Source organism: Actinomadura sp. 3N407 (genome assembly GCF_052245875.1).
Lineage (GTDB): Bacteria > Actinomycetota > Actinomycetes > Streptosporangiales > Streptosporangiaceae > Spirillospora.
In genome coordinates this window covers 194,687-216,453 of record NZ_JBQQBP010000005.1, presented here as the reverse complement: position 1 = coordinate 216,453, position 21,767 = coordinate 194,687, and the positions used below count along the sequence as shown (strand labels likewise).

Below are 21,767 nucleotides of genomic sequence, written 5' to 3'. Positions count from 1 at the left end.
TTCACCGGGTTCAGGAAATCAGTGAGTCCCACTGGTGACCTCCTCAGGAGGGGTTTTCAACGTGGAAGCCCCGGCCGGGCCGCCGCGGTAGTGGGGCGCGTCCATCGGCGGCACCGGGAACCCGCCGGCGGCCGGGTCGGGCCTTTCGTCCGCGCCCGCAACCGGCACGATCTCCTTCTCGTCCTCGCCGCCCCGGACCATCTCCCAGAGCACCGTGGCCACCAGCACCACCGCGGCGGCGACCGCGGCGACGATCACGATCTGCCGCATGTCGTAGCCGTCGTTGCGCAGCGCGCGGATGGTGCCGACCAGGATGATCCAGCCGAGCGAGAAGGGCATCAGCACCTTCCAGCCGAGCTTCATCAGCTGGTCGTAGCGGACACGCGGCAGCGTGCCGCGCAGCCAGACGAAGAAGAAGATGAACATGAGCACCTTGGCCATGAACCACAGCACCGGCCACCAGCCGGAGTTGGCGCCCGCCCACACCGTGGAGATCGGCGCGGGAGCGCGCCAGCCGCCGAGGAACAGCGTGGTGGCGAGCGCCGACAGCGTCGCGAGGTTGATGTACTCCGCGAGGAAGAACATCGCGAACTTCAGCGACGAGTACTCGGTGTGGAAGCCGCCGACCAGCTCGCCCTCGCCCTCGGGCAGGTCGAACGGGATGCGGTTCGACTCCCCCATCATCGTGATCACGTACACGATGAAGGAGGGCGCCAGCAGGATCACGAACCACGTGTCCTGCTGCGCGGCGACGATCTCCGAGGTGGACATCGAGCCGGCGAACATGAACACCGCGACGAACGACAGCGCCATCGCGATCTCGTAGGAGATCACCTGCGCGGACGAGCGGAGCCCGCCGAGCAGCGAGTACGGCGACATCGACGACCAGCCGGCCAGCACGATCCCGTACACGCCCATCGACGCCATCGCCAGCACCAGCAGCACCGCGACCGGCAGGTCGGTGCCCTGCAGCGGCGTCTCATGCCCGAAGATCGACACCGTCGGCCCGAACGGGATGATGGCGAACGAGATGAACGCCGGCACCGCCGCCATGATCGGCGCAAGGACGAACACGACCTTGTCGACCTGGCGGGGGACGATGTCCTCCTTCAGCGCGAGCTTGACGCCGTCGGCGAGGCCCTGCAGCAGGCCGAACGGGCCCGCGCGGTTCGGGCCGACGCGCAGCTGCATCCGGCCGATGACGCGCCGCTCCATCCACATCGTCATCAGCACGGTCACGACGAGGAACACGAAGATGGCGACGACCTTGCCGCCGATCAGCCACCACGGGTCCGAGCCGAAGTCCTGCAGCGTCGGATCCGCGGCCTGCGCCGCCGAGAGCGGGCTCATTCGGTGCCTCCAGCGTTCTCGTCAGAAGGCGGCGGGGTCGTCGCGGCCGCGAGCACCCCGCTCGCGATCTTGACGACGCCGCCCGCGGCCGCGCCCAGGTCCCGGTACAGCGCGCAACCGGCCGAGTTGGTCGGCAGCCACACCACCCGGTCGGGCAGGTCGGCGGTCACCTCCAGCGGGAGCGTGACCTCGCCGCGCGCCGCCGACACCGTCACCGCGCCGGTCGCGCCGATCTCCGCGGCCGTCGCGGGCGACAGCCGGGCGACCGCGGGCTTGGCGGTGCCCGCGAGGAACGGCTCGCCGTCCTGCAGGCGGCCGCGGTCCAGCAGCAGCCGCCACGTCGCCAGCAGCGCCTCACCCTGCCCCGGGTGCGGCGGCAGCTCCTGCGCCACGTCCGGCGCGTCCGGGCGCTCACCGCGGTAGGCGCCGAGTTCGGTCAGCTCGCGGCGCGCCGCCTCCGGGCCGGGCAGCCCGAGGTGGACGTCCATCTCGTCGGCGAGGGCGTCCAGCGCCCGCAGGTCGGACATCCGCCCGGACGACCTGAGCACGACGTCGAACGGGCGGCCGCGGCCCTCCCAGTCGACGAACGTGCCGGACTTCTCCGCGACGGCCGCGACGGGCAGGACGATGTCGGCGCGGTCGGTGACGGCGCTCGGCCGCTGCTCCAGGCTCACCACGAACGGGGTGGCGTCCAGCGCCCGCAGCATCGCGTCCGGGTCGGGCAGGTCGTAGGGGTCGACGCCGCCGACGAGCAGCGCCCCGCGCCGCCCCTCGGCCGCCGCCGCGATGATCCCGGCCGTGTCCTCGCCCGGGCCGGCCGGCAGTTCGGCGACGCCCCAGACGCGGGCGACCTCGGCCCGCGCCGCCGGGTCCGTCACCGGGCGGCCGATCGGCAGCAGCCCGGGCAGCGCCCCGGCCTCGATCGCGCCGCGCTCCCCGGCCCGGCGCGGCACCCACGCCAGCCGGGCTCCGGTCACCTGCGCCAGCCGGACCGCCGCCGTCAGCGCGCCGGGGCTGCCGGCGAGCCGCTCGCCCACCAGGATCACCGCGCCGGGCGTCTCCAGCACCGTCCGGATGTCGGAGCGGTCGTCGTCGCCGATCAGCGACCCGAGCGTCTCGGCCTCCGCGCCGGGCGGCGTCGGCAGCAGCGTGCCGCCGACCTTCTCCAGCCCGCGGGTCCCGAACGGCGCGACGGCGTACACCTTCAGCGTGTTCTTGAGGAACGCCTTGCGGAGCCGCAGGAACACGATCGGGGACTCCTCCTCCGGCTCGAAACCGGCGAGGACGACCGCGGGCGCCTTCTCCAGATCGGCGTAGGACACCTCGATCGAGCGTCCCGCGACCGACGAGGCGAGGAACCGCGTCTCCTCGTCCGACAGCGGCCGGGCCCGGAAGTCGACGTCGTTGGTGCCGAGCGCGATCCGGGCGAACTTGGCGTAGGCGTAGGCGTCCTCAAGGGTGACGCGCCCGCCGGTCAGCACGCCGGCGGAACCGCGCGCGGCCGCGAGGCCCTCCGCCGCGAGGGTGAGCGCCTCCGGCCACGACGCCGGCTCCAGCTCGCCGTCGTCGTTACGGACGAGCGGGTGCGTGAGCCGCTCCGGCTGCGTCCCGTAGGTGAACGCCCAGCGGCCCTTGTCGCAGTTCCACTCCTCGTTGACCTGCGGGTCGTCCCCGGCCAGCCGCCGCGTCACCTTGCCGCGCCGGTGGTCGGTCCGGATCGAGCAGCCGGACGCGCAGTGCTCGCAGACGCTCGGCGACGACACCAGGTCGAACGGGCGGGAGCGGAACCGGTACGCGGTGCCGGTGAGCGCTCCCACCGGGCAGATCTGCACGGTGTTGCCGGAGAAGTAGGACTGGAACGGCCGGTCCTCGGCGATCCCGACCTCTTCCTTCGCGCCGCGCTCGAACAGGTCGATGAACGCGTCGCCGGCGATCTGCTCGGAGAACCGGGTGCAGCGGGTGCACTGGATGCAGCGTTCCCGGTCCAGCAGCACCTGGCTGGACAGCGGGATCGGCTTCGGCCACGTCCGCTTGGTCTCCACGAACCGCGTCTCGCCGCGCCCGTGGGACATCGCCTGGTTCTGCAGGGGGCACTCGCCGCCCTTGTCGCAGACGGGGCAGTCCAGCGGGTGGTTGATGAGCAGGAACTCCATGATGCCGTGCTGGGCCTTGTCGGCCACCGGCGAGGTGAGCTGGGTCTTGACGACCATGCCCGGCATCACGGGGGTGGTGCAGGACGCCTGCGGCTTCGGCATCCCGCGGCCGTTGCCGGCGTCGGGGATCTCCACCAGGCACTGCCGGCACGCCCCGACCGGTTCGAGCAGCGGATGCTCGCAGAACCGCGGGATCTGGATGCCGAGCAGCTCGGCGGCCCGGATGATCAGCGTGCCCTTCGGCACCTCGATCTCGAAGCCGTCGATGGTGCAGGACACCATCTCCACCTTCTCCACCGCCGACTTGTCGTCGGTGACGGTCACTTGGCACCTCCCCAGAGGGTGGACTTGGCCGGGTCGAACGGGCAGCCGCCCTGCTCGAAGTGCTGGAGGTACTCGTCCCGGAACAGCTTGATGGACGACACCACCGGGCTGGTGGCGCCGTCGCCGAGGGCGCAGAACGCGCGGCCGAGGATGTTGTCGGAGATGTCCAGCAAGGTCTCCAGGTCCTCCTCGGTGCCCTGCCCGGCCTCCAGCCGCTTGATCATCAGCTTGTACCAGTAGGTGCCCTCACGGCACGGCGTGCACTTGCCGCACGACTCGTGCGCGTAGAACTCCGACCAGCGCAGCACCGCCCGGACGACGCAGGTCGTCTCGTCGAAGATCTGCAGCGCGCGGGTGCCGAGCATCGACCCGGCGGCGCCGACGGACTCGAAGTCCAGCGGCACGTCCAGATGCTCGTCGGTGAAGATCGGCGTGGACGACCCGCCGGGCGTCCAGAACTTCAGCCGGTGCCCCTCGCGGACACCGCCCGCCATGTCGAGCAGTTCCCGCAGCGTGATCCCGAGCGGCGCCTCGTACTGCCCGGGCCTCGTGACGTGCCCGGACAGCGAGAAGATCCCGAAACCCTGGGACTTCTCGGTGCCCATCGCGGCGAACCAGTCCGGTCCGTTACCGATGATCGAGGGAACCGACGCGATCGACTCGACGTTGTTGATGACGGTGGGCCCGCCGTACAGGCCCGCGACGGCCGGGAAGGGGGGCTTCAGCCTGGGCTGGCCGCGGAACCCCTCCAGGGAGTCCAGCAGCGCCGTCTCCTCGCCGCAGATGTAGGCCCCGGCGCCGCTGTGGACGACGACGTCCAGGTCGTGACCGGACCCGAGGATGTCCTTGCCGAGGTAGCCGGCCTCGTACGCCTCCGCCACCGCCTGGTGCAGCCGGCGGATCACGTGCAGCACCTCGCCGCGCACGTAGATGAACGCGAGGTTCGACTTGATCGCGAACGAGCTGATGATGACGCCCTCGACCAGCACGTGCGGGTTGGCCATCATCAGCGGGATGTCCTTGCACGTGCCCGGCTCGGACTCGTCGGCGTTGACCACCAGGTAGCGCGGGTTCGGGCTGCTCGGCGGCAGGAACCCCCACTTCATGCCGGTGGGGAAGCCCGCGCCTCCGCGGCCGCGGAGACCGGAGTCCTTGACCGCCTGGACGATGTCGTCCGGCTCCATGCCGAACGCCTTGCGCAGCGCCTTGTAGCCGCCCTCGCGCTCGTAGCCCTCGCGGGTGAACGAATCGGCCTGGTCCCAGTTCCCGGTGAGGATCGGGGTCAGCGTGGTCACTTGTTCCGTCCCTCCTGGCTGCCGGGCTTCGCCTCGCCCGGGACCGGCTTGCCCGGCTCGTGCGGCGGTTCGGCGATCTGTTCCGGCTTCACCGGCTCGTCCGGCCGCTCCCGGTCGGCGTCCGCCCGGGGCGCCGCCCAGCCGCGCTCCTGCGCGAGCTTGAGGCCGCGCAGCGACTCCGGCCCCGCCTGGACGCCCTCACCGGCGCGCCCGTCGGGGAACCCCGCGAGGACCCGGGACGCCTCCTTCCACGTGGCCAGGTGCTCCGCGCCGCGCGAGGGCAGGACCCGCTCGCCCGACCGCAGGTCGTCGACGAGCTTCTTGGCCTTCTCGGGAGTCATGTTGTCGAAGAACTCCCAGTTGACCATCATCACCGGCGCGAAGTCGCAGGCCGCGTTGCACTCGATCCGCTCAAGGCTGACCCTGCCGTCCGGGGTGGCCTCGTCGTGGCCGACCCCGGCGTGCTCGCTCAGCTCGTCCCAGATCTGGTCGCCGCCCATGATCGCGCACAGCGTGTTGATGCACACGCCGACGTGGTACTCCCCGACCGGCTCCTGCTTGTACTGCGTGTAGAACGTCACGACGCCCGTCACCTGCGCCGGCGTGATCCCGAGCTGCTCCGCGCAGAACTCGATGCCGTCCTGCGTGACGTGCCCCTCCACCGACTGCACCAGGTGCAGCATCGGCAGCAGCGCCGACCGCGGCCGCGGATAACGCCCGATGATCTGCTTGGCGTCGCGTTCCAGCCGTTCACGAACCTCCGGCTCGTACGTCATCGGTCCACACCTCCCATGACCGGGTCGAGGCCGGCCACCGCGGCAATGTGGGCAGGTGCGATCATGCCGCCTGCCGGACCATGCGCAATGCTCATCGGTCCACACCTCCCATGACCGGGTCGAGGCTGGCCACCGCCGCGATGATGTCGGCGATCATGCCGCCCTCCGACATCGCCGGCACGGCCTGCAGGTTGACGAAGGACGGGTCGCGGAAGTGGGCGCGGAACGGGCGGGTGCCGCCGTCGCTGACCACGTGCGCGGCCAGTTCGCCGCGCGGCGACTCGATCGGCACGTACGCCTGCCCGGCCGGTACCCGGAAGCCCTCGGTCACCAGCTTGAAATGGTGGATGAGCGCCTCCATCGAGGTGCCCATGATGTGTGCGATGTGCCGGGGCGAGTTGCCCAGGCCGTCGGCGCCCATCGCCAGCTGCGCCGGCCAGCCGATCTTCTTGTCCTCGATCATCACGGGGCCCTTGGCGGTCTGCAGCCTCTCCAGGCACTGCTCGACGATCTTCAGCGACTGCTCCATCTCGTCCATCCGGACGAGGTAGCGCCCGTACACGTCGGAGGTATCCTGCGTCGCGACCTCGAAATCGTAGTTCTCGTAGCCGCAGTACGGCTGCGACTTGCGCAGGTCCCACGGCAGCCCGGTCGCGCGCAGCACCGGGCCGGTGATGCCCAGCGCCATGCAGCCGGTCAGGTCCAGGTACGCGACGTCCTTCGTCCGCGCCAGGAAGACCGGGTTCGCGTCCAGGAGCTTGCGCAGCGCCTGGATCCGCTTCGGCATCCGGCCGAGATAGTCGCGGATCTTGCTGGTCGCGCCGCTCGGCAGGTCCTGCGCCACTCCGCCGGGGCGGATGTAGGCGTGGTTCATGCGCAGCCCGGTGATCTCCTCGAACAGGTCGAGGGTGTACTCGCGCTCGATGAACCCGTTGAGCATCACGGTGGTCGCGCCGAGTTCGAGGCCGAACGTCGCGATCGCCACCAGATGCGAGGAGATCCGGTTCAGCTCCATCATCATCACGCGGATGATCTGCGCCCGCTCCGGCACCTGGTCGGTGATGCCGAGCAGCCTCTCCACGCTCAGGCAGTACGCCGCCTCGTTGAAGAGCGGCGCCAGGTAGTCCATCCGGGTGCAGAACGTGGTGCCCTGCGTCCAGGTGCGGAACTCCATGTTCTTCTCGATGCCGGTGTGCAGGTACCCGATGTTCACCCGGGCCTCGGTCACCGTCTCACCGTCGAGCGTGAGGATCAGCCGGAGCACGCCGTGCGTGGACGGGTGCTGCGGGCCCATGTTGATGACGAGCCGCTCGTCGCCGGCGTCCTCGGCGCCCGCGACGACCTGGTCCCAGTCCTGCCCGCCGACGTCGAAGACCTTGCCTTCGGCCGCTTCCTCCGCGGCGTAGGCGTCGTACTCGGTGTACTTCGTGGAACTCATACGTAAGACCTCCGCTCGTCGGGCGGCGGGATCTCCGCTCCGCGGTACTCGACGGGGATGCCGCCGAGAGGGTAGTCCTTGCGCTGCGGATGGCCGACCCAGTCGTCGGGCATCTCGATGCGCGTGAGCGCGGGGTGGCCGTCGTAGACGATTCCGAAGAAGTCGTAGGTCTCGCGCTCGTGCCAGTCGCTCGTCGGGTAGACCGGCACCAGCGACGGGACGTGCGGGTCGGCGTCCGGGCAGGTCGCCTCCAGCCGGACGCGCCGGTTGTGCGTGATCGACAGCAGGTGCGCGACGGAGTGCAGCTCCGCGCCCTCGTCCTTCGGGTAGTGGACGCCCGACACGCCCGAGCACAGCTCGAAGCGCAGGGCCGGGTCGTCCCGCATGGTCCGCGCGACCTCGCGCAGGTGCTCGCGCTTGACGAAGAACGTCAGCTCGCCGCGGTCGACGACGATCCGCTCGATCGCGTCGCCGAAGTCCGGCCCCGCCTTCTCCGGGGACGATCCCGGGCCCCGGAGGGCTCTTTCCAGCTCGTCGGCGATCGCGTCGAACTCGCCGGGCTCGGCGGCGCCGCCGGGCCCGCCGTACGGGCGCGTCGCCGACACCTTCGGGCTCTGCCGGACGACCAGCCCGCCGTAGCCGGAGGTGTCGCCGGTCGTCTTGGCGCCGAACATGCCCTTGCGGACGACCGGCTGCTCCCGGCGCTCCTCCTCGGTGTGCGCGGGCAGCTGGTCGGCGCTCTGCTCGGCCTTCTGCTCGGGGTGTTCGGAACTCATCAGGCCCCCTGTCCGAGCAGCGGCAGCCGGCGGCGCTTGGCCTCTTCCAGCTCGGCGATCTGCTTCTGGCGCTGCGGCCCGAGCTTGGTGTTCTGGATCTGGTCGTGCAGCTTGACGATCGAGTCCAGCAGCATCTCCGGACGTGGCGGGCAGCCGGGCAGGTAGACGTCCACCGGGACGATGTGGTCGACGCCCTGCACGATCGCGTAGTTGTTGAACATGCCGCCGGACGAGGCGCACACGCCCATCGCGATGACCCACTTCGGCTCGGTCATCTGGTCGTAGATCTGCCGCAGCACCGGGGCCATCTTCTGGCTCACCCGGCCCGCGACGATCATCAGGTCGGCCTGCCGCGGCGTCGCGGAGGCGCGTTCCATGCCCCACCGGGAAAAGTCGTGCCGCGGGTCGCCGGTCGCCATCATCTCGATCGCGCAGCAGGCCAGGCCGAACGTCGCCGGCCACACCGAGCTCTTGCGCGCCCACCCGGCGACCTGCTCGACCGTGGTCAGCAGGAAGCCGCTGGGAAGTTTCTCCTCAAGACCCATGGCTCTGCCCCCGCTTCGCTCCGGCGCGCCTCACGGTGCGCGCCTCCCTCGTCGCAAGCTCTTCGGTCCGGGGCGCACCGCGCGTTCCCGCGCCCCGCGCCATCACGTCGCTCATTAATCCCACTCCAGACCGCCGCGCCGCCAGACGTAGGCGTACGCCACGAGAACGGCGGCGATGAAGAGAACCATCTCGACAAGCGCGAACAGCCCCATCCGGTCGAACGCGACCGCCCACGGGAAAAGGAAGATGATCTCAATGTCGAACACGATGAACAGCATCGCCGTCAGGTAGTACTTGATCGGAAAACGCCCGCCGCCCACCGGCTGCGGGGTCGGCTCGATGCCGCACTCGTAGGCGTCGAGCCGCGCGCGGTTCCACCGCTTCGGCCCCGTGAGCGAGGCCATCACCACGGAGAAGGCGGCGAAGCCGAAGGCGAGCACCCCCAGCACGATGAGCGGAATATAGAGATCCATGCCTCTACGGCCTCTCCTCGGAACGTACGACGTTGTACGGGACGGGCCCGCCGCGGGCCGCCACCCTAGCCAAGGTGATCAATAGCGCTCCCCTCAGGGGGTCGGGTCATGCACTTTAGTCCGCTCACCTGCGGAAGCTTGAATTCCACGCGCTCGCTCACACCACCGCTCATGCCGCCGGCGCCACCTTCTGCATCGCGTTGATGACGCGGTCCATCGCGTCCCCGCCCTTGGGGTCGGTCAGGTTCGCGAGGAGCTTGAGCGTGAACCGCATCAGCGTGGGGTGGGGCAGCCCGTGCGCGGTGAGGAACTTCATGATGCGCGGATCGCCGATGGCCTGGACGAACAGCCGGGCCAGGGTGAAGTAGCCGCCGTGGTCGTCCTTCAGGATGCGCGGGTACTCGTACAGCGTCCGCTCCCGCTGCGCGGGGGTGCGGCGGGCGAGCGCCTGCACCATGATGTCGGCGGCCAGCCGGCCGGACTCCAGCGCGTAGTCGATGCCCTCGCCGTTGAACGGGTTGATCATGCCGCCGGCGTCGCCGACCAGCAGCATCCCGCGGGTGTAGTGCGGCTGCCGGTTGAAGCCCATCGGCAGGGCCGCGCCGCGGATCTTCGAGGTCGCGTGGTCCTCGTCGAACTGCCAGTCCTCCGGCATCTGCGCGGTCCAGCGCTTCAGCATGCCGCGGTAGTCGACGCTCTGGAACGCCTTGCTGGTGTTGAGGAGGCCGAGCCCGACGTTGGACGTGCCGTCCCCGACGCCGAAGACCCAGCCGTAGCCGGGCAGGAGACGCTCGCCGTCCCACAGTTCCAGCCACGCCTCCATGTACTCGTCGTCGTGGCGCGGGGTCTGGTAGTAGCGGCGGACCGCGACGCCCATCGGGCGGTCCTCGCGCCGCCGCAGGCCCATGGCGAGCGACAGCCGGGTCGAGTTGCCGTCGGCCGCGACGACCAGCGGCGCGTGGAACTCGACCTCCTCCCCGTCGTGGTCGGCGGTGACGCCGGTGATGCGGTCGGTGCGCTCGTCCAGGATCGGGCCGGTCACCGTGCAGCCCTGCAGCAGCCGGGCGCCGGCCTTCGCGGCGTGCTCGGCGAGGAGCTGGTCGAAGTCGGTGCGCTTGCGGACGAGCCCGAAGTCGGGGAAGCTCGCGAGCTCCGGCCACGGCAGCTCCACCTTGACCCCGCCGCCGTAGATGCGCAGCCCCTTGTTGCGTCCCCAGCCCGGGTCGTTGACGTCGACGCCCATCCCGATGAGGGCGCGGACGGCGCGCGGAGTGAGGCCGTCGCCGCAGATCTTGTCGCGCGGGAAAGTGGTCTTCTCCAGCAGGAACACCTCAAGGCCGGCCTGCGCCAGCCAGTAGGCGGTCGACGATCCGGCGGGGCCTGCCCCGACGACGATGACATCTGCGTGTCGGGCGGAGTCGGTCACGGCGTTCCTCTTCAGCTCGTTCGCTTGTGAAGTACTTCACAAGGATCCGATGGGGAGTCTATTCCTTTATCACGACTGGTGCGTACTTCTGGGCCGGTCCGGGTTTGGATCGGTCCCGTCCACCAGCCGCCCGCGGGTCATCCCGGGTTGACGGCGTGGTGCAGCGCGGCCACCCCGAACGTGAGGTCGCGCCAGCGCACACCGTCCCAGCCCGCGTCCTGGAGCAGCCGCGCCAGCGCCGCCTGATCCGGCCAGGCGAGCGTCGACTCGGCGAGGTAACGGTAGGAGTCGGGGTTGGAGCTGACCCGCGCCAGCAGCGGCAGCCCGTACCGCAGGTGCGCCTTGTGCCCGAACGCCAGCAGCCCGTTCGTGGGGTGGCTCACCTCGCAGACCAGCAGCCGCCCGCCGGGCCTGGCGACCCGCCGCAGCTCGCGCAGCGCCAGCCCCGTGTCGGCGACGTTGCGGAGCCCGAACGAGATCGTGACGGCGTCGAACGACCCGTCCGCGAACGGCAGCCGCAGCGCGTCCCCCGCGACGAAGCTCAGCCGCCGCACATTCGCTTGCCGCCGCACCCCGACCCGCAGCATGCCGAGCGAGAAGTCGCACGCCACGGTCTCGGCGCCCGCCTCGGCGAACGGCACCGAGGACGTCCCCGTCCCGGCCGCGAGGTCGAGGACCCGCTCACCCGGCCTCGCCGCCACCGCCCGCACGACCTCCCGGCGCCACCGCCGGTCCTGCCCGCCGGTCATCAGCGTGTTGAGCAGGTCGTACCGCTCGGCGGTGCCGTCGAACATCGCCGCGACGTCGGCGGGCTTCTTGTCAAGGGAGGCGCGGCTCATGCCCCCACCCTAGAAGGAGCGCACGCCGCACGCGCATCGCGGGTCGGCCGCCCCGCTAGGCGTCTTCCTTGGTGACCGACTTCTGGAATCTCTCCCGCTGGGCGCGGGCACCGGAGACGACCGTGGCGGACATCCGGTCACGCTGACCGGACAGCAGCACGTAGCTGACGACGCCGCTGATCAGCAGCGCCAGCAGCAGGAGCAGGGCCCCGCGGGCCCCGAACAACGCCAGCACACCCGCGGTCGCCAGAAAGATCACGACCCGCGCGGCGGTGTAGAAGATGACGGAACGCATGACCCTTCGAGGCTACCTCCACCCCGGATGATCTCTGCGCCGGGTCACTTCAGCACGTCCAGGAGGAGGGCCGGGTCGACGTTGCCGCCGGAGAGGATCGAGACGTGGGTGCGTCCGGCGGGGAGTTCGGCGCGGCGGTAGAGGTAGGCGGCGGTGGCGACGGCGCCGGCGGGTTCGGCGATGAGGCGGGCCTCGCGGGCGAGGCGGCGCATGGACGCCCTGATCTCGTCCTCGGTGACGGTGACCATGCCGTCCACGTGGGCGCGGATGTGCGCGAAGGGCAGGTCGCCGACCTGCTGTACGCGCAGCGCGTCGGCGATGGTGCGGCCGGTCTCCTCCGCCTCCCAGGCGACGGGACGTCCCGCGGCCATCGAGTCGCGGGCGTCGGCGGCGAGTTCCGGTTCGACGCCGATGACCACGGCCTCGGGCCGCAGCGCCTTGACGGCGGCGGAGACGCCGGAGATCAGGCCGCCGCCGCCGACGGGGACGAGCACGACGTCCACGTCGGGGCCGTCCTGGACGATCTCCATCCCGACGGTGCCCTGGCCGGCGATGATCCGGGCGTCGTCGTAGGGCGGGATCATCGCGAAGCCGTGCGCGTCGGCGAGCTTGCCGGCGGTCTCGGCGCGGGCCTGCGACGTGGGCTCGACGTAGACGATCTCCGCGCCGAGCGCGATGCACGCGTCGACCTTGACCACCGGGGCGGTGTGCGGCATGACAAGGACCGCCTTGACGCCGAAGGCGCGTGCCGCGTAGGCGACGGCCTGCGCGTGGTTGCCGCTGGAGTGCGTCACCACACCGCGCCGGCGTTCGCCGGGGGTCAGGGACGAGATGGCGGCGTACGCGCCGCGCACCTTGAACGCTCCGATCGGCTGCAGCGACTCGGCCTTCACCAGCAGCGACGACTCCCCTGCGGCGGCGGGCGCGGGGTCGCGGGGAAACCGGACGAGCGGTGTCCGGAGGGCGACGCCCGCGATGCGTTCCGCGGCGGCCTCGATCTCCGGCAGCGATACAAGGTCGGACATGTTCTGGGAGACTACTTCGCGCGGCGGACAGGGGCTGCCCGCGGCCCGTTTCGGGCGTGACATGGCAGGTCAAACGGGGTCAATGTGATCTGCGTCACCTATGGGTCGGGCACCGACGGTGATCGCTCCTGTTCGGTGCACTACGGACCGTGATCTTTTCCGAAAACAAGGGAGAAATCGGTCTTGACCCGCCACACTGTTAAACAGTCCACCCGCGCCGAGAGCGGGACAAAGGGGGAGAGAAAACGTGGAGAGCACGAGCGAGCGCCTGCTGACCCCAGGGGAGGTCGCCGCCCTCTTCCGGGTCGACCCGAAGACGGTCACCCGGTGGGCCGCCGCGGGCCGGATCAGCAGCATCCGCACTCCCGGAGGCCATCGCCGCTTCCGCGAGTCCGAGGTGCACGCGCTGCTGCGCGGCGAGGAGCCCGTCGCCGAGCATTCGGCCCGCTGACCTGGCCTCAGCCGCCCGGACCGCCGCGCCGTGGTAGTCCCTCGGGGGAATCCCTCGCCCGGGCGGCCGGGGCCGTCTCACTCCCCGCCACCGCGTCTCCACGCCGGGACTCCCGGTTCCTCTCCTACGCCTGGTCTCCCGGGCCGCCGGCCTTCCACTCCTCGAACCGGCGGAGCAGGTCCGCGTCCTCGTCCCGCCAGCGGCGCCGCCTCTCCTCCAGTTCCTCCTCCGTGAGCGACTCGCGGAGAAGCCGGTCGTAGTCGGGGTCGTCCGGGCCGATCTCGACGTAGGCGTCGGCGATGATCCGTCCCTCGCCCGCTCCGGACCCGGCCTCGCCGGGTTCGGCGAGGACGCTGTGCGGGACCCGGAGCGTGCCATCGGGGAGCCGGATCACGTACATCCTCGATCACCCTCGCCGTCTACCTGCGCGCGGTCTGTACTCACGCGGTCTGCACTCACGCGGCCTGCCATCACGGTGTCCTAGATCCCGTATCTACGGTTGAAGAAGAGCATGACCTCCAGGGCCGTCCGGATGTTGCCGGCGAGCATATCCACGAGGGCCGGACGCTGCCGGGAGGAGATCGCGGCGAACGCGTCCGCGAAGAACTCGCGGCGGCCGAGCGCGTCGGGCTGGCGGTGGAAGTCGCTCGCGAGATGCGGCCTGCACTCCTCGTACAGCCTGCGGAAGGCGGGACTGTCGGACGTCCACTCGCCGTCGTCGCCGTCGATGTCGTCCAGCGCGTGCCCGACCTCGTGCAGCATCACGTCCGGCGTCGGGGACGGCCGGTCGCCCACGACGATCTTGCGGTCGCCGTACGCTCCGGCGCAGATGTCCCAGGTGGCGCGGCCCGACGGCAGCGGCCGGTCGCGCAGATGCCCCATGTCGTCGAGCTGCGGGACGCCGCCGGGGCCCACGTAGATGCCGTCGAGCCCGCCCGCGAGCTTCTCCTTCAGCGGCTCGGGCAGCGACGCCAGGCTGTCCACGGCGCCGATCACCTCGGGTGTCGGCGGCCCCTCCCGTACGTCCCACTGCCGGTAGAGGATGCCCTCCAGGGCACCGCAGTTGCGGCGGCCGTCGGCGGCGTGCGGCATGCCCGGCGGGTACGGCTCCACGCGCGGCCGGTCGTCCTCCAGCTCGAAGTCGCTCCACGAGTAGTCGCCGTGACGGGGCCGCCTGCGCCGCCCGAGCCCCCGCCGCTCCGGCCGGCCGGTCAGCTCGGCCACCGCGTCCCCGCCGTCCACGCCGCCGTTCGCGCCCGGACGGTCCGCGCCCGGCCCGAGCGCGTAGTCGTCGTCGCGGCCGGCCTTGCGGAACCGCCCGAACCTGTCGCGCGGCTGGTTGCTGCGCGGCCGCAGCTGCCCCGAGTCGGGCGGCGACGGGGAGTACGCGGCATCGTTCCTGCGGCTCTGCCCGCCACGGAGCGACTCCCGGTTCCACAGTTCCCGGGGCTTGCGATGGACGCCTTTGAAGCGCATCAGGCTCCTCTGTCGACGGGGCCCATGGGGGGTTCACAAGCAACGCTCAACGAGTCCGGTGACGGACAGGGCCCCGCAGGAAGGGTAAGCCGGAACCCGACTTGGCGTCATCCCCACGAGTCACGGATACTCTTTGGCCGTGACAAACGTGCTGGTTACGCTGTTTTTGCTCGGGATCTGGATCTACTGCCTCCTGGACGTGCTCCGGACCGACGCGACCGAGCTGCGTCACCTGTCCAAGCGGGGCTGGTTCGCGATCGCCTTCTTCGGCTTCCTCATCGGCTCGGTGCTGTGGCTGCTGGACGGGCGTCCCCGCCGCGGCGCGGCGGTCTTCGGCTCGCGGATGGCCGCCGACGGGCCGATCGGCCCGGACGACGACCCGGCGTTCCTTCGCGACTTGGAACGCCGCCTCCGCGACGACGACGCCTGACGAGCGCCCGCGCGTGCGTCCTACGTGTTTGTCCTGGGCGTGCGTCCTACGCGTAGGAGTGCAGGCCGGAGAACATGTAGTTCACGCCGAAGAAGTTGAACAGCAGCGCGGCGAGCGCGAGCAGCGCGAGGATCGCGGCCTTGCGGCCCTTCCAGCCGGCCGTCGCGCGGGCGTGCAGGTAGGCGGCGTAGATGATCCACGTGACGAAGGACCAGATCTCCTTCGGGTCCCAGCCCCAGTAGCGGCCCCACGCCTGGTCGGCCCAGATGGCGCCCATGATGATCGCGGCCGTCCAGATCGGGAACGCGAACATCGTGACCCGCATCGCGAGGCGGTCCAGGCTCTCGGCCGACGGCATGCGGGACAGGACGCCGCCGTCCGCGACCTCGCCGCGCGACTCCGCGCGGGCCTTCACCAGGTACAGGATGGTGGCGGCGCCCGCGACGGTGAACGCGCCCGTCGCGATGATCGCTGCGGACACGTGGATGGCGATCCAGTACGAGTTCAGCGCCGGGGTGACCGGGCCCACCGAGTCGTACAGCCAGATGTTCGCCACGCCCAGGGCGACGACGGCGGCGGCCATGACGAAAGCGCCGAGGAAACGCGCCTTGTAGCGGAACATCACGACCATGAACGCGGTCACGGCGGCGAACGCGATGGCGGTGAGGAACTCGTACATGTTCCCCCACGGCCACCGGCTCGCGGCCACACCGCGGGTCACCATGACGCCGAGGTGCGCGCCCCAGCCCAGCACGTTCAGCAGGACCGCGAGGCGGACCCAGTCGAGCTGGGGACGCTCGCCCGCGTCCCCGGCGGGCTCGTCCCCGGCGGGGCCGGCGTCCTCGGCGCGGGCGCCGGCGGCGCCGACCAGGACCTTCGCGTCCGCCTCCTCCGCCACCGTCTCCGGCGCCGCGCGGCGGCCGAAGCCGAGGTCGATGGCGTAGGCGGCCAGCGCGATGACGTACATCACCACGGTGGTCAGCATGAGCTTGTCGCTCAGGTTCGCGAGGTCGGCGTTGCTCACCGCGTCACTCCTTCGATTCGGTCGCCGGCCCGGATTCCGGGTCGGCGGCGGGCTCGCTTCCGGGCCCCCTGCCTTCGGGCCCCTCGCCATCGGGCCCGTCCTCGGGACCGCGCAGCGCGGTCACGATCTCGTCGAACTCCGCGGCCGGGCTCCCGAGCGTGAGACCGCCGACCTCGACCACCGTACGCCCGCCCTCTCCGGCGCTCGCACGGACCCACACCCTGCGCCGCCTGACCATGAACGACGTCGCCACGCCCAGCACCGCGAGGATGGCGGCGATCAGGGCGGGAACCCGTCCCGGGTCGTGGTTGACCGACAGGGTCACGTACTCCTCGATGCCGTCGAACGTGACCGACCCGGCGCCGCCGGGCAGTTCGAACGTCTCCCCCGGCTCCAGCAGCTTCTGGCCGTCCTTGATGGGGTGGAGCGTCTTGCCGATGCCTTCCAGCTTGTAGACCGACTGGGGCGTCCCGGAGTCGAGGCCGACGTCGCCCTTGAACGAGTTGATCGTGACGACCGGCCGGAGCGGCGCCGGGAACCCCGAGACGATCTGCTTGCCGTCCTCGCTCGCCATCGCCGTCGGCCACAGGATCGCGTAGAAGGCGAGCTGGTCGGGCTGGGCGTCGGGGACCTTGATGACGCCCTCGGACGTCAGGTTCCGCGGCTCCATCTCCAGGAACGGCACCGAGTCCTTGAACGCGACGTCGCCCTTGGCGTCCCGGACGGTGAAGACCGGCGCGTAGCCGTGGCCGAGCAGGTACACCTTCGCTCCGCCGACGCTCAGCGGATGGTTCATCCTCAGGTCGTACGGCTTCTCGGCCGCGTCGGGGGCGGGCCGGTAGCGGACGTCGGCGTTGAAGTCGATGGCCTGGCCGCGTTTGTCGCCCTCGGCCTGGTACTCGGCTTTGAAGTCGTCCAGGGTGACGGTGAACGGTGCGAGATCTTCGTCGCCGAACACCCGTCCCGGGTTGAACCGGTCGTACCGGCTCAGCGAGTTGGCGAACGTGTTGCCCTCGGTCAGCAGCACGTTCCCCTGGTAGCCGAACAGGTTCCCGAGGCCGAGCGCGAACAGCAGTGCCAGCAGCGCCAGGTGAAAGAGCAGGTTGCCGGTCTCGCCCAGGTAGCCCTTCTCGGCGGACGCGGCGCCGCCGGAGACGTCCACGCGGAACCGCCGCCGGCGCAGCACCTTGCGCGCCTCGGCGAGGACGTCCTCCGGGGACGTGTCCGTCTCGTACTTCGCGGACTGCGGCAGCCGCTCCAGGTTCCGGGGCGCCGCCGGCGGCCGGGCCCGCATCGACCGGTAGTGCTTGACCGCGCGGGGGACGACGCAGCCGGCGAGCGAGACGAACAGCAGGATGTAGATCGCCGCGAACCAGGGCGCGGCGAACACGTCGAACATCGACGCCTTGTCCAGCCACGGCCCGAGCGTCTCGTGCTCATCGAGGTAGGCCGCGACCTTCTCCGGCGCCTGGCCCCGCTGCGGCAGGATCGACCCGGGCACCGCGCCGAGCGCCACCAGGAACAGCAGGATCAGCGCGGTCCGCATCGTGGTGAGCTGGCGCCATCCCCACCGCAGCCAGCCGATCGGGCCGAGGCCGGCCGGGCGCGGCACCTCCCCGGGCGCCTGCCGCGCGGCGGGCGCCCGGATGCCCGACTCCCCGTCCTTCACGTCGTCCTGGATGTCAGTCATCTCAAATCACCGGTTGGAAGCCGCTGATCCACGACTTGAGCTGGATGTTCAGGTCACCCCACAGGCCGCTGACCAGCAGCACCCCGATGAGGACGAGCATCCCCCCGCCGATCCGCATGACCAGGGGGTAGTGGCGCTTCACGGCGCTGAACGCGCCGAGCGCGCGGCGGTAGCCGACCGCGGCGGCGACGAACGGCAGGCCGAGGCCCAGGCAGTACGCCAGCGACAGCAGTGCGCCGCGCCCGGCGCTCGCCTCCGTGACGGCGAGGCTCTGCACCGCCCCGAGCGTCGGCCCGATGCACGGCGTCCAGCCGAGCCCGAACAGGACGCCGAGGAGCGGCGCGCCCGCGAGACCGGCCGCCGGCAGCCGCCCCGACTTCATCGTCCGCTGCAGGCCCGGGACGAACCCCATGAACGCGAGGCCGAACAGGATCGTGATGACGCCGAGGACGCGGGTGATCGGCTCCTGGTACTCCAGCAGCCACCGGCCCAGCCCCCCGAAGATCACGCCGTAGCTGACGAACACGACGCTGAAGCCCGCGATGAACAGCAGGGCGCCGGCGAGCAGCCGTCCCCGCCGCTCTTCGGCCAGGTCCGCGCCGGACATCCCCGTCACGTACGACAGGTAGCCGGGTACGAGCGGCAGGACGCAGGGCGAGGCGAACGAGACGAGCCCGGCGAGCGCCGCCAGCGGCGCCGCCACCACCAGCGACCCGCTGACGACCGTCTCGTTGAGTGAGCTCACTTTCCGGTGCTCATTTTTCCGCGGCGACCTTGGCGACGAGCGGGTTGAGCTTGGAGTACGTCGTCGCGCCGATGATGCGGGCGGCGACGCGGCCCTGCCGGTCGAGGACGAGCGTGCTCGGGATCGCGCTGGGCGGCACTTCGCGGAAGGCCAGCGTGACCTGGCCGTCGGCGTCGAACAGGCTCGGATACGTGATCTTGAACTTGCGCTCGAACGCCTCGGCGTTCGCCTTGGAGTCCTTGAAGTTGACGCCGAGGAACTCGACGCCCTTGTCCTTGTTCTCGGTGTAGACGTGCTGCAGCGACGGTGCCTCGCCGCGGCAGGGCGCACACCAGGACGCCCAGAAGTTGACGACCACGACCTTGCCCTTGAGGTCGGCGAGCTTGAACGGCTTGCCGTCCAGGAGTTCGCCGGTGACGCCCTGGACGCCGGTGCGGCCGGCGGGCTTGTACTCGGTGACGTTGCCGTCGCCCGAGATGAAACGGTTGGCGTCGCCGCCCTGCCCGTTCTCCGAGGCGCTGGTGCCGGCGCAGCCGGCCAGCAGCCCGCAGAGCGCGACGGCAGCGGCGGTGGCGCGCAGAGGGGAGATTCGGGGGCTCAACGGACCCTCCTACTACAGGACGTAGTACACAACGTACCGGTGCGGTCAGGCACCCGCGACACTGGGGCCCTTCGCGATCCCCGCGGCGGGCTCGCGGTAGGCGACCTCCACGAGCCGGCTGCCCTCGAACGTCAGGCTGGTGACGCTGGCCAGCGAGCACTCCCGCTGGTGCGGCAGGTGCCAGAGGCGGCGCCGCTCGGCGTGCAGCCGCAGGATCCAGACGGGAAGCTGGTGGCTGACGCACACGGCCTCGTGTCCCCGCGCCACCTCCCGCGCCCTGATGACGGCGGCGCGCATCCGCGCGGCGAGCGCCCGGTACGGCTCCCCCCAGGACGGCCGGAACGGGTTGCGCAGGTGGTACCAGTGCTCCGGACGGCGCAGCGAACCTGCCCCGGCCCCGAACGTCAGCCCCTCGAAGTGGTTGTCGGCCTCGATCAGACGATCGTCCACCGTCACGGGCAGGTCGAACGCGTCGGCGAGCGGTGCGGCCGTCTCCAGGGCCCGCTGCATCGGCGAGGAGAACAGCGCGGTGACGTCCCGCTCGGCGAACCATTTGGCGGCGGCCTTCGCCATGAGAACACCGTCCTCGCTGAGGCGGTACCCGGGCAGCCGCCCGTACAGGATGCCCTCGGGATTGTGCACCTCACCGTGCCGCAGCAGGTGAACGATCGTCTTTTCAGTCATGGCGAGGTCAGGTTACCTTCGCCGCTCCACGCCCCGGCCCCCCGGTCACCCCTGGAGCGCGGCTCAGCGGCGGGTGGTGGGGACGAAGCCGGCGATGCGCTCGGCGGCGCGGTCGAGATCGGCCTTGGCGACCTCGGCGTCCTCCAGGGACTGGAGGTACCAGTACGTCAGCGCGGCGGTGCAGATGCCGGCGTTGGCCGCCGGCGCGGTGCAGCCGATCGGCGAGGCGACCCCCCGGGCGCCGAGGGTGGCGAGCCGCACCGTCACGTAGGGCGACGGGGGCGGCTGCCGCCCCTCCTGCGGGTCGGACGAGAGCATCGCCTGAACGCCGGGCGCCCCCGTGGGGAGGTCCTCGCGCGTGGACAGGGTCGAGCCGCAGTCGCCGCTCTGCGCTCTTTCCCGCTGTGCCTGCGGGGAGTCCGGGAAGTACTGGCAGAGCTGGGTCCTGATCCCGCCGACCGACCCCTGCCATCCCTGGACGACCAGGGCCGTCTGGACGTTCCCCGCCGTGTTGACGCCCGAGTTCGCGCCGATCGACCCTTCGCAGGATGCCTCGGACGGGCCGATCAGCAGGCCCTGGCCGGTGCGGTACACGGTCGCGTTCTCCGGCAGTTCGACCTGGGCGGGCAGCGTCACCCGGGCGGGCCCGGCCGACGGCGTCACCGGCTGGCCTCCCGGCCCCAGGGTGACGCACTGCCGCACGTCGGCCACGGTGGCGGCGACCCTCGTCGTCGGCGCCGCAGTGGGTCCCGGCTCCGGGCCGTTCTTGGTGACCTGCTGGATTCCGATGGCGCCGGCGCCCACGACCACGACCGTGCCGACCGCGGCGGCCGTCAGCCCGGCGCCGCTGCCGAAGAACGCCTTCACGGCAGATGTCCCCGCGACTTTGCCCGTCGCGGCGGCGTGCCCTGCGGCCTGACCCGCGGCCTGCCCTGCCGCCTGACCCGCGGCCTGGCCCGCCGCCTGACCTGCGGCCTGGCCCGCCGCCATCCCGGACGCCGCGCCGGGCATCATCCACGCGGCGAGCGGGAAGAGCGCGGCGAGGGCGACGGCCGCGCCGGACAGGGCGCGGACGCCCCGCGCCTCCCAGTCCCGGCCGTAGGTGTCCCGGGCGGCGCGTTCGAGGTCGTCCACGAACGCGGAGGCGCCCGCCGGACGGTCCTCCGGCGCCTTGGCCATGCCCCGGGTCACCAGCGTCCGCAGCGGCTCGGGCACCGCCTCGACGGGGACGGGGCCGGTCAGGTGGGCCCGCATCAGCTCGGCGCGGCCGCCCGAGTAGGGCCGCCGTCCGCTGACGCATTCCACGAACACGCAGGTGGCCGCGTACACGTCGGACGCGGGGGTGGCGACGTGCCGGTTCCACTGCTCCGGCGCCATGTAGTACGGGGTGCCCGCGCCGCCCGCCTCCCGCCCGGCCGGGGTCGCGATGCCGAAGTCGACGAGCCGGCTCCGCCCGTCCGCCGGGACGACGACGTTGGCGGGCTTGTAGTCGCGGTGGACGACGCCGACCGCGTGCGCGGCGGCCAGGCCCTGCAGCGAGCCCTTGAGGACGGCCAGGGCCGCCTCCGGGGCGAGCGGACCGTGACGTTCCAGCAGTTCCTTGAGCGAGACGCCGTCGACGGCCTCCATGACGATGGCGGCGGTCCCCGGCCCCTCGATGAGCTGGAAGAGGCGGGCGACGTGGGGGCTGCCGGCCTGGCCGAGCATCACGGCCTCGTGCCGCAGCCGTTCCCGGTCCGCCTCGTCCGCCGCGGTGGCCAGATACTTGATCGCGACCGGCGTCCCGGACCGCTCGTGCCGGGCGAGCACCACCCGTCCCTGGGCGCCCGCGCCGAGCGGCCGCACCTCCGCGAACCCGTCGACCCGCCACTCCGCCGTGTCCTCGGGCGTGTCCTCCGCCAATGCGTCCTCCGCCCCGCTCGTGATCGCGAAGAACCTACCGAATGACGT

At 71.4% G+C, this 21,767-nt stretch carries 22 protein-coding genes; 2 read left to right on the top strand and 20 right to left on the bottom strand.

The genetic code is table 11. The features are described from left to right. Positions 1–18: 18 nt before the first annotated feature. From nuoH to ACTWPP_RS14435, 12 genes are all read right to left on the bottom strand, one after another. Positions 19–1,350 (bottom strand): NADH-quinone oxidoreductase subunit NuoH, encoded by a 1,332-nt coding sequence (nuoH, locus tag ACTWPP_RS14490; RefSeq protein WP_443104755.1) that lies wholly within the window; start codon positions 1,348–1,350, stop codon positions 19–21. Further along, positions 1,347–3,827: an NADH-quinone oxidoreductase subunit G gene (locus ACTWPP_RS14485; protein ID WP_443104754.1), complete on the bottom strand. Its 2,481-nt coding sequence runs from the start codon at positions 3,825–3,827 to the stop codon at positions 1,347–1,349. Before ACTWPP_RS14485 ends, nuoH begins: the two co-directional genes overlap by 4 nt. Then, entirely contained in the window at positions 3,824–5,122 is a 1,299-nt protein-coding gene (gene nuoF / locus ACTWPP_RS14480; protein WP_443104753.1) for an NADH-quinone oxidoreductase subunit NuoF, read from the bottom strand. The genes ACTWPP_RS14485 and nuoF overlap by 4 nt, the downstream gene beginning before the upstream one ends. Beyond that, positions 5,119–5,898: an NADH-quinone oxidoreductase subunit NuoE gene (gene nuoE / locus ACTWPP_RS14475; RefSeq protein WP_443104752.1), complete on the bottom strand. Its 780-nt coding sequence runs from the start codon at positions 5,896–5,898 to the stop codon at positions 5,119–5,121. The genes nuoF and nuoE overlap by 4 nt, the downstream gene beginning before the upstream one ends. Before the next feature lie 91 nt (positions 5,899–5,989). Beyond that, positions 5,990–7,336, bottom strand: a complete 1,347-nt coding sequence (locus tag ACTWPP_RS14470) for an NADH-quinone oxidoreductase subunit D (protein ID WP_443104751.1) — start codon at positions 7,334–7,336, stop codon at positions 5,990–5,992. Beyond that, entirely contained in the window at positions 7,333–8,112 is a 780-nt protein-coding gene (locus tag ACTWPP_RS14465; RefSeq protein ID WP_443104750.1) for an NADH-quinone oxidoreductase subunit C, read from the bottom strand. Before ACTWPP_RS14465 ends, ACTWPP_RS14470 begins: the two co-directional genes overlap by 4 nt. Beyond that, positions 8,112–8,657, bottom strand: a complete 546-nt coding sequence (locus ACTWPP_RS14460) for a NuoB/complex I 20 kDa subunit family protein (RefSeq protein WP_443104749.1) — start codon at positions 8,655–8,657, stop codon at positions 8,112–8,114. Before ACTWPP_RS14460 ends, ACTWPP_RS14465 begins: the two co-directional genes overlap by 1 nt. A gap of 114 nt (positions 8,658–8,771) precedes the next feature. Then, the gene (locus ACTWPP_RS14455) at positions 8,772–9,131 is read right to left on the bottom strand and encodes an NADH-quinone oxidoreductase subunit A (protein WP_443104748.1); all 360 of its coding nucleotides are present in this window, start codon (positions 9,129–9,131) and stop codon (positions 8,772–8,774) included. A 169-nt stretch (positions 9,132–9,300) separates the two neighbouring features. Beyond that, positions 9,301–10,557, bottom strand: coding sequence for a geranylgeranyl reductase family protein (locus ACTWPP_RS14450; protein ID WP_443104747.1), 1,257 nt, complete (start codon positions 10,555–10,557; stop codon positions 9,301–9,303). Positions 10,558–10,694: 137 nt separating this feature from the next. Next, positions 10,695–11,396, bottom strand: a complete 702-nt coding sequence (locus ACTWPP_RS14445) for a demethylmenaquinone methyltransferase (RefSeq protein WP_443104746.1) — start codon at positions 11,394–11,396, stop codon at positions 10,695–10,697. A 55-nt stretch (positions 11,397–11,451) separates the two neighbouring features. Beyond that, the gene (locus tag ACTWPP_RS14440; RefSeq protein WP_443104745.1) at positions 11,452–11,691 is read right to left on the bottom strand and encodes a DUF4229 domain-containing protein; all 240 of its coding nucleotides are present in this window, start codon (positions 11,689–11,691) and stop codon (positions 11,452–11,454) included. 44 nt (positions 11,692–11,735) lie between these two features. Beyond that, positions 11,736–12,716 carry a threonine ammonia-lyase gene (locus ACTWPP_RS14435; RefSeq protein ID WP_443104744.1) on the bottom strand — a complete coding sequence of 327 codons (981 nt, stop codon included), beginning with the start codon at positions 12,714–12,716 and terminating at the stop codon, positions 11,736–11,738. A gap of 247 nt (positions 12,717–12,963) precedes the next feature. Here ACTWPP_RS14435 and ACTWPP_RS14430 point away from each other — a divergent pair, with 247 nt between their 5' ends. Next, positions 12,964–13,167, top strand: a complete 204-nt coding sequence (locus ACTWPP_RS14430; RefSeq protein WP_021593176.1) for a BldC family transcriptional regulator — start codon at positions 12,964–12,966, stop codon at positions 13,165–13,167. A 124-nt stretch (positions 13,168–13,291) separates the two neighbouring features. Here ACTWPP_RS14430 and ACTWPP_RS14425 read toward each other — a convergent pair whose 3' ends face one another. Both ACTWPP_RS14425 and ACTWPP_RS14420 read right to left on the bottom strand, forming a co-directional pair. After that, on the bottom strand, positions 13,292–13,567 hold the full coding sequence (locus tag ACTWPP_RS14425) for a hypothetical protein (protein ID WP_443104743.1): 276 nt from the start codon (positions 13,565–13,567) through the stop codon (positions 13,292–13,294). A gap of 80 nt (positions 13,568–13,647) precedes the next feature. Next, the gene (locus tag ACTWPP_RS14420; protein ID WP_443104742.1) at positions 13,648–14,643 is read right to left on the bottom strand and encodes a hypothetical protein; all 996 of its coding nucleotides are present in this window, start codon (positions 14,641–14,643) and stop codon (positions 13,648–13,650) included. Positions 14,644–14,782: 139 nt separating this feature from the next. On the opposite strand from ACTWPP_RS14420, the gene ACTWPP_RS14415 reads away from it, so the two are divergent. Then, positions 14,783–15,073: a PLDc N-terminal domain-containing protein gene (locus ACTWPP_RS14415; RefSeq protein ID WP_443104741.1), complete on the top strand. Its 291-nt coding sequence runs from the start codon at positions 14,783–14,785 to the stop codon at positions 15,071–15,073. 46 nt (positions 15,074–15,119) lie between these two features. Here ACTWPP_RS14415 and ccsB read toward each other — a convergent pair whose 3' ends face one another. The 6 genes from ccsB to ACTWPP_RS14385 form a co-directional block, all read right to left on the bottom strand. Next, positions 15,120–16,097: a c-type cytochrome biogenesis protein CcsB gene (ccsB, locus tag ACTWPP_RS14410; RefSeq protein ID WP_443104740.1), complete on the bottom strand. Its 978-nt coding sequence runs from the start codon at positions 16,095–16,097 to the stop codon at positions 15,120–15,122. A gap of 4 nt (positions 16,098–16,101) precedes the next feature. Beyond that, positions 16,102–17,787, bottom strand: a complete 1,686-nt coding sequence (gene resB / locus ACTWPP_RS14405; RefSeq protein WP_443104739.1) for a cytochrome c biogenesis protein ResB — start codon at positions 17,785–17,787, stop codon at positions 16,102–16,104. Between the two features lies 1 nt (position 17,788). Further along, positions 17,789–18,532 carry a cytochrome c biogenesis CcdA family protein gene (locus ACTWPP_RS14400; protein ID WP_443104738.1) on the bottom strand — a complete coding sequence of 248 codons (744 nt, stop codon included), beginning with the start codon at positions 18,530–18,532 and terminating at the stop codon, positions 17,789–17,791. Between the two features lie 10 nt (positions 18,533–18,542). After that, the gene (locus ACTWPP_RS14395) at positions 18,543–19,133 is read right to left on the bottom strand and encodes a TlpA family protein disulfide reductase (RefSeq protein ID WP_443104737.1); all 591 of its coding nucleotides are present in this window, start codon (positions 19,131–19,133) and stop codon (positions 18,543–18,545) included. Between the two features lie 45 nt (positions 19,134–19,178). Beyond that, positions 19,179–19,817 carry a histidine phosphatase family protein gene (locus ACTWPP_RS14390; RefSeq protein ID WP_443104736.1) on the bottom strand — a complete coding sequence of 213 codons (639 nt, stop codon included), beginning with the start codon at positions 19,815–19,817 and terminating at the stop codon, positions 19,179–19,181. 63 nt (positions 19,818–19,880) lie between these two features. Continuing rightward, positions 19,881–21,719 carry a serine/threonine-protein kinase gene (locus ACTWPP_RS14385; RefSeq protein ID WP_443104735.1) on the bottom strand — a complete coding sequence of 613 codons (1,839 nt, stop codon included), beginning with the start codon at positions 21,717–21,719 and terminating at the stop codon, positions 19,881–19,883. Positions 21,720–21,767 lie beyond the last annotated feature (48 nt).

Excerpts from the sequence above, each read along its gene's own strand:
- ACTWPP_RS14460 (WP_443104749.1), bottom strand. The coding sequence starts at position 8,657 with ATGGGTCTTGAGGAGAAACTTCCCAGCGGCTTCCTGCTGACCACGGTC.
- ACTWPP_RS14390 (WP_443104736.1), bottom strand. The coding sequence starts at position 19,817 with ATGACTGAAAAGACGATCGTTCACCTGCTGCGGCACGGTGAGGTGCAC.
- ACTWPP_RS14470 (WP_443104751.1), bottom strand. The coding sequence starts at position 7,336 with ATGAGTTCCACGAAGTACACCGAGTACGACGCCTACGCCGCGGAGGAA.
- ACTWPP_RS14465 (WP_443104750.1), bottom strand. The coding sequence starts at position 8,112 with ATGAGTTCCGAACACCCCGAGCAGAAGGCCGAGCAGAGCGCCGACCAG.
- resB (WP_443104739.1), bottom strand. The coding sequence starts at position 17,787 with ATGACTGACATCCAGGACGACGTGAAGGACGGGGAGTCGGGCATCCGG.
- ACTWPP_RS14425 (WP_443104743.1), bottom strand. The coding sequence starts at position 13,567 with ATGTACGTGATCCGGCTCCCCGATGGCACGCTCCGGGTCCCGCACAGC.
- ACTWPP_RS14420 (WP_443104742.1), bottom strand. The coding sequence starts at position 14,643 with ATGCGCTTCAAAGGCGTCCATCGCAAGCCCCGGGAACTGTGGAACCGG.
- ACTWPP_RS14440 (WP_443104745.1), bottom strand. The coding sequence starts at position 11,691 with ATGCGTTCCGTCATCTTCTACACCGCCGCGCGGGTCGTGATCTTTCTG.
- ACTWPP_RS14445 (WP_443104746.1), bottom strand. The coding sequence starts at position 11,396 with ATGAGCCGCGCCTCCCTTGACAAGAAGCCCGCCGACGTCGCGGCGATG.
- ACTWPP_RS14455 (WP_443104748.1), bottom strand. The coding sequence starts at position 9,131 with ATGGATCTCTATATTCCGCTCATCGTGCTGGGGGTGCTCGCCTTCGGC.
- nuoE (WP_443104752.1), bottom strand. The coding sequence starts at position 5,898 with ATGACGTACGAGCCGGAGGTTCGTGAACGGCTGGAACGCGACGCCAAG.
- ACTWPP_RS14435 (WP_443104744.1), bottom strand. The coding sequence starts at position 12,716 with ATGTCCGACCTTGTATCGCTGCCGGAGATCGAGGCCGCCGCGGAACGC.
- nuoH (WP_443104755.1), bottom strand. The coding sequence starts at position 1,350 with ATGAGCCCGCTCTCGGCGGCGCAGGCCGCGGATCCGACGCTGCAGGAC.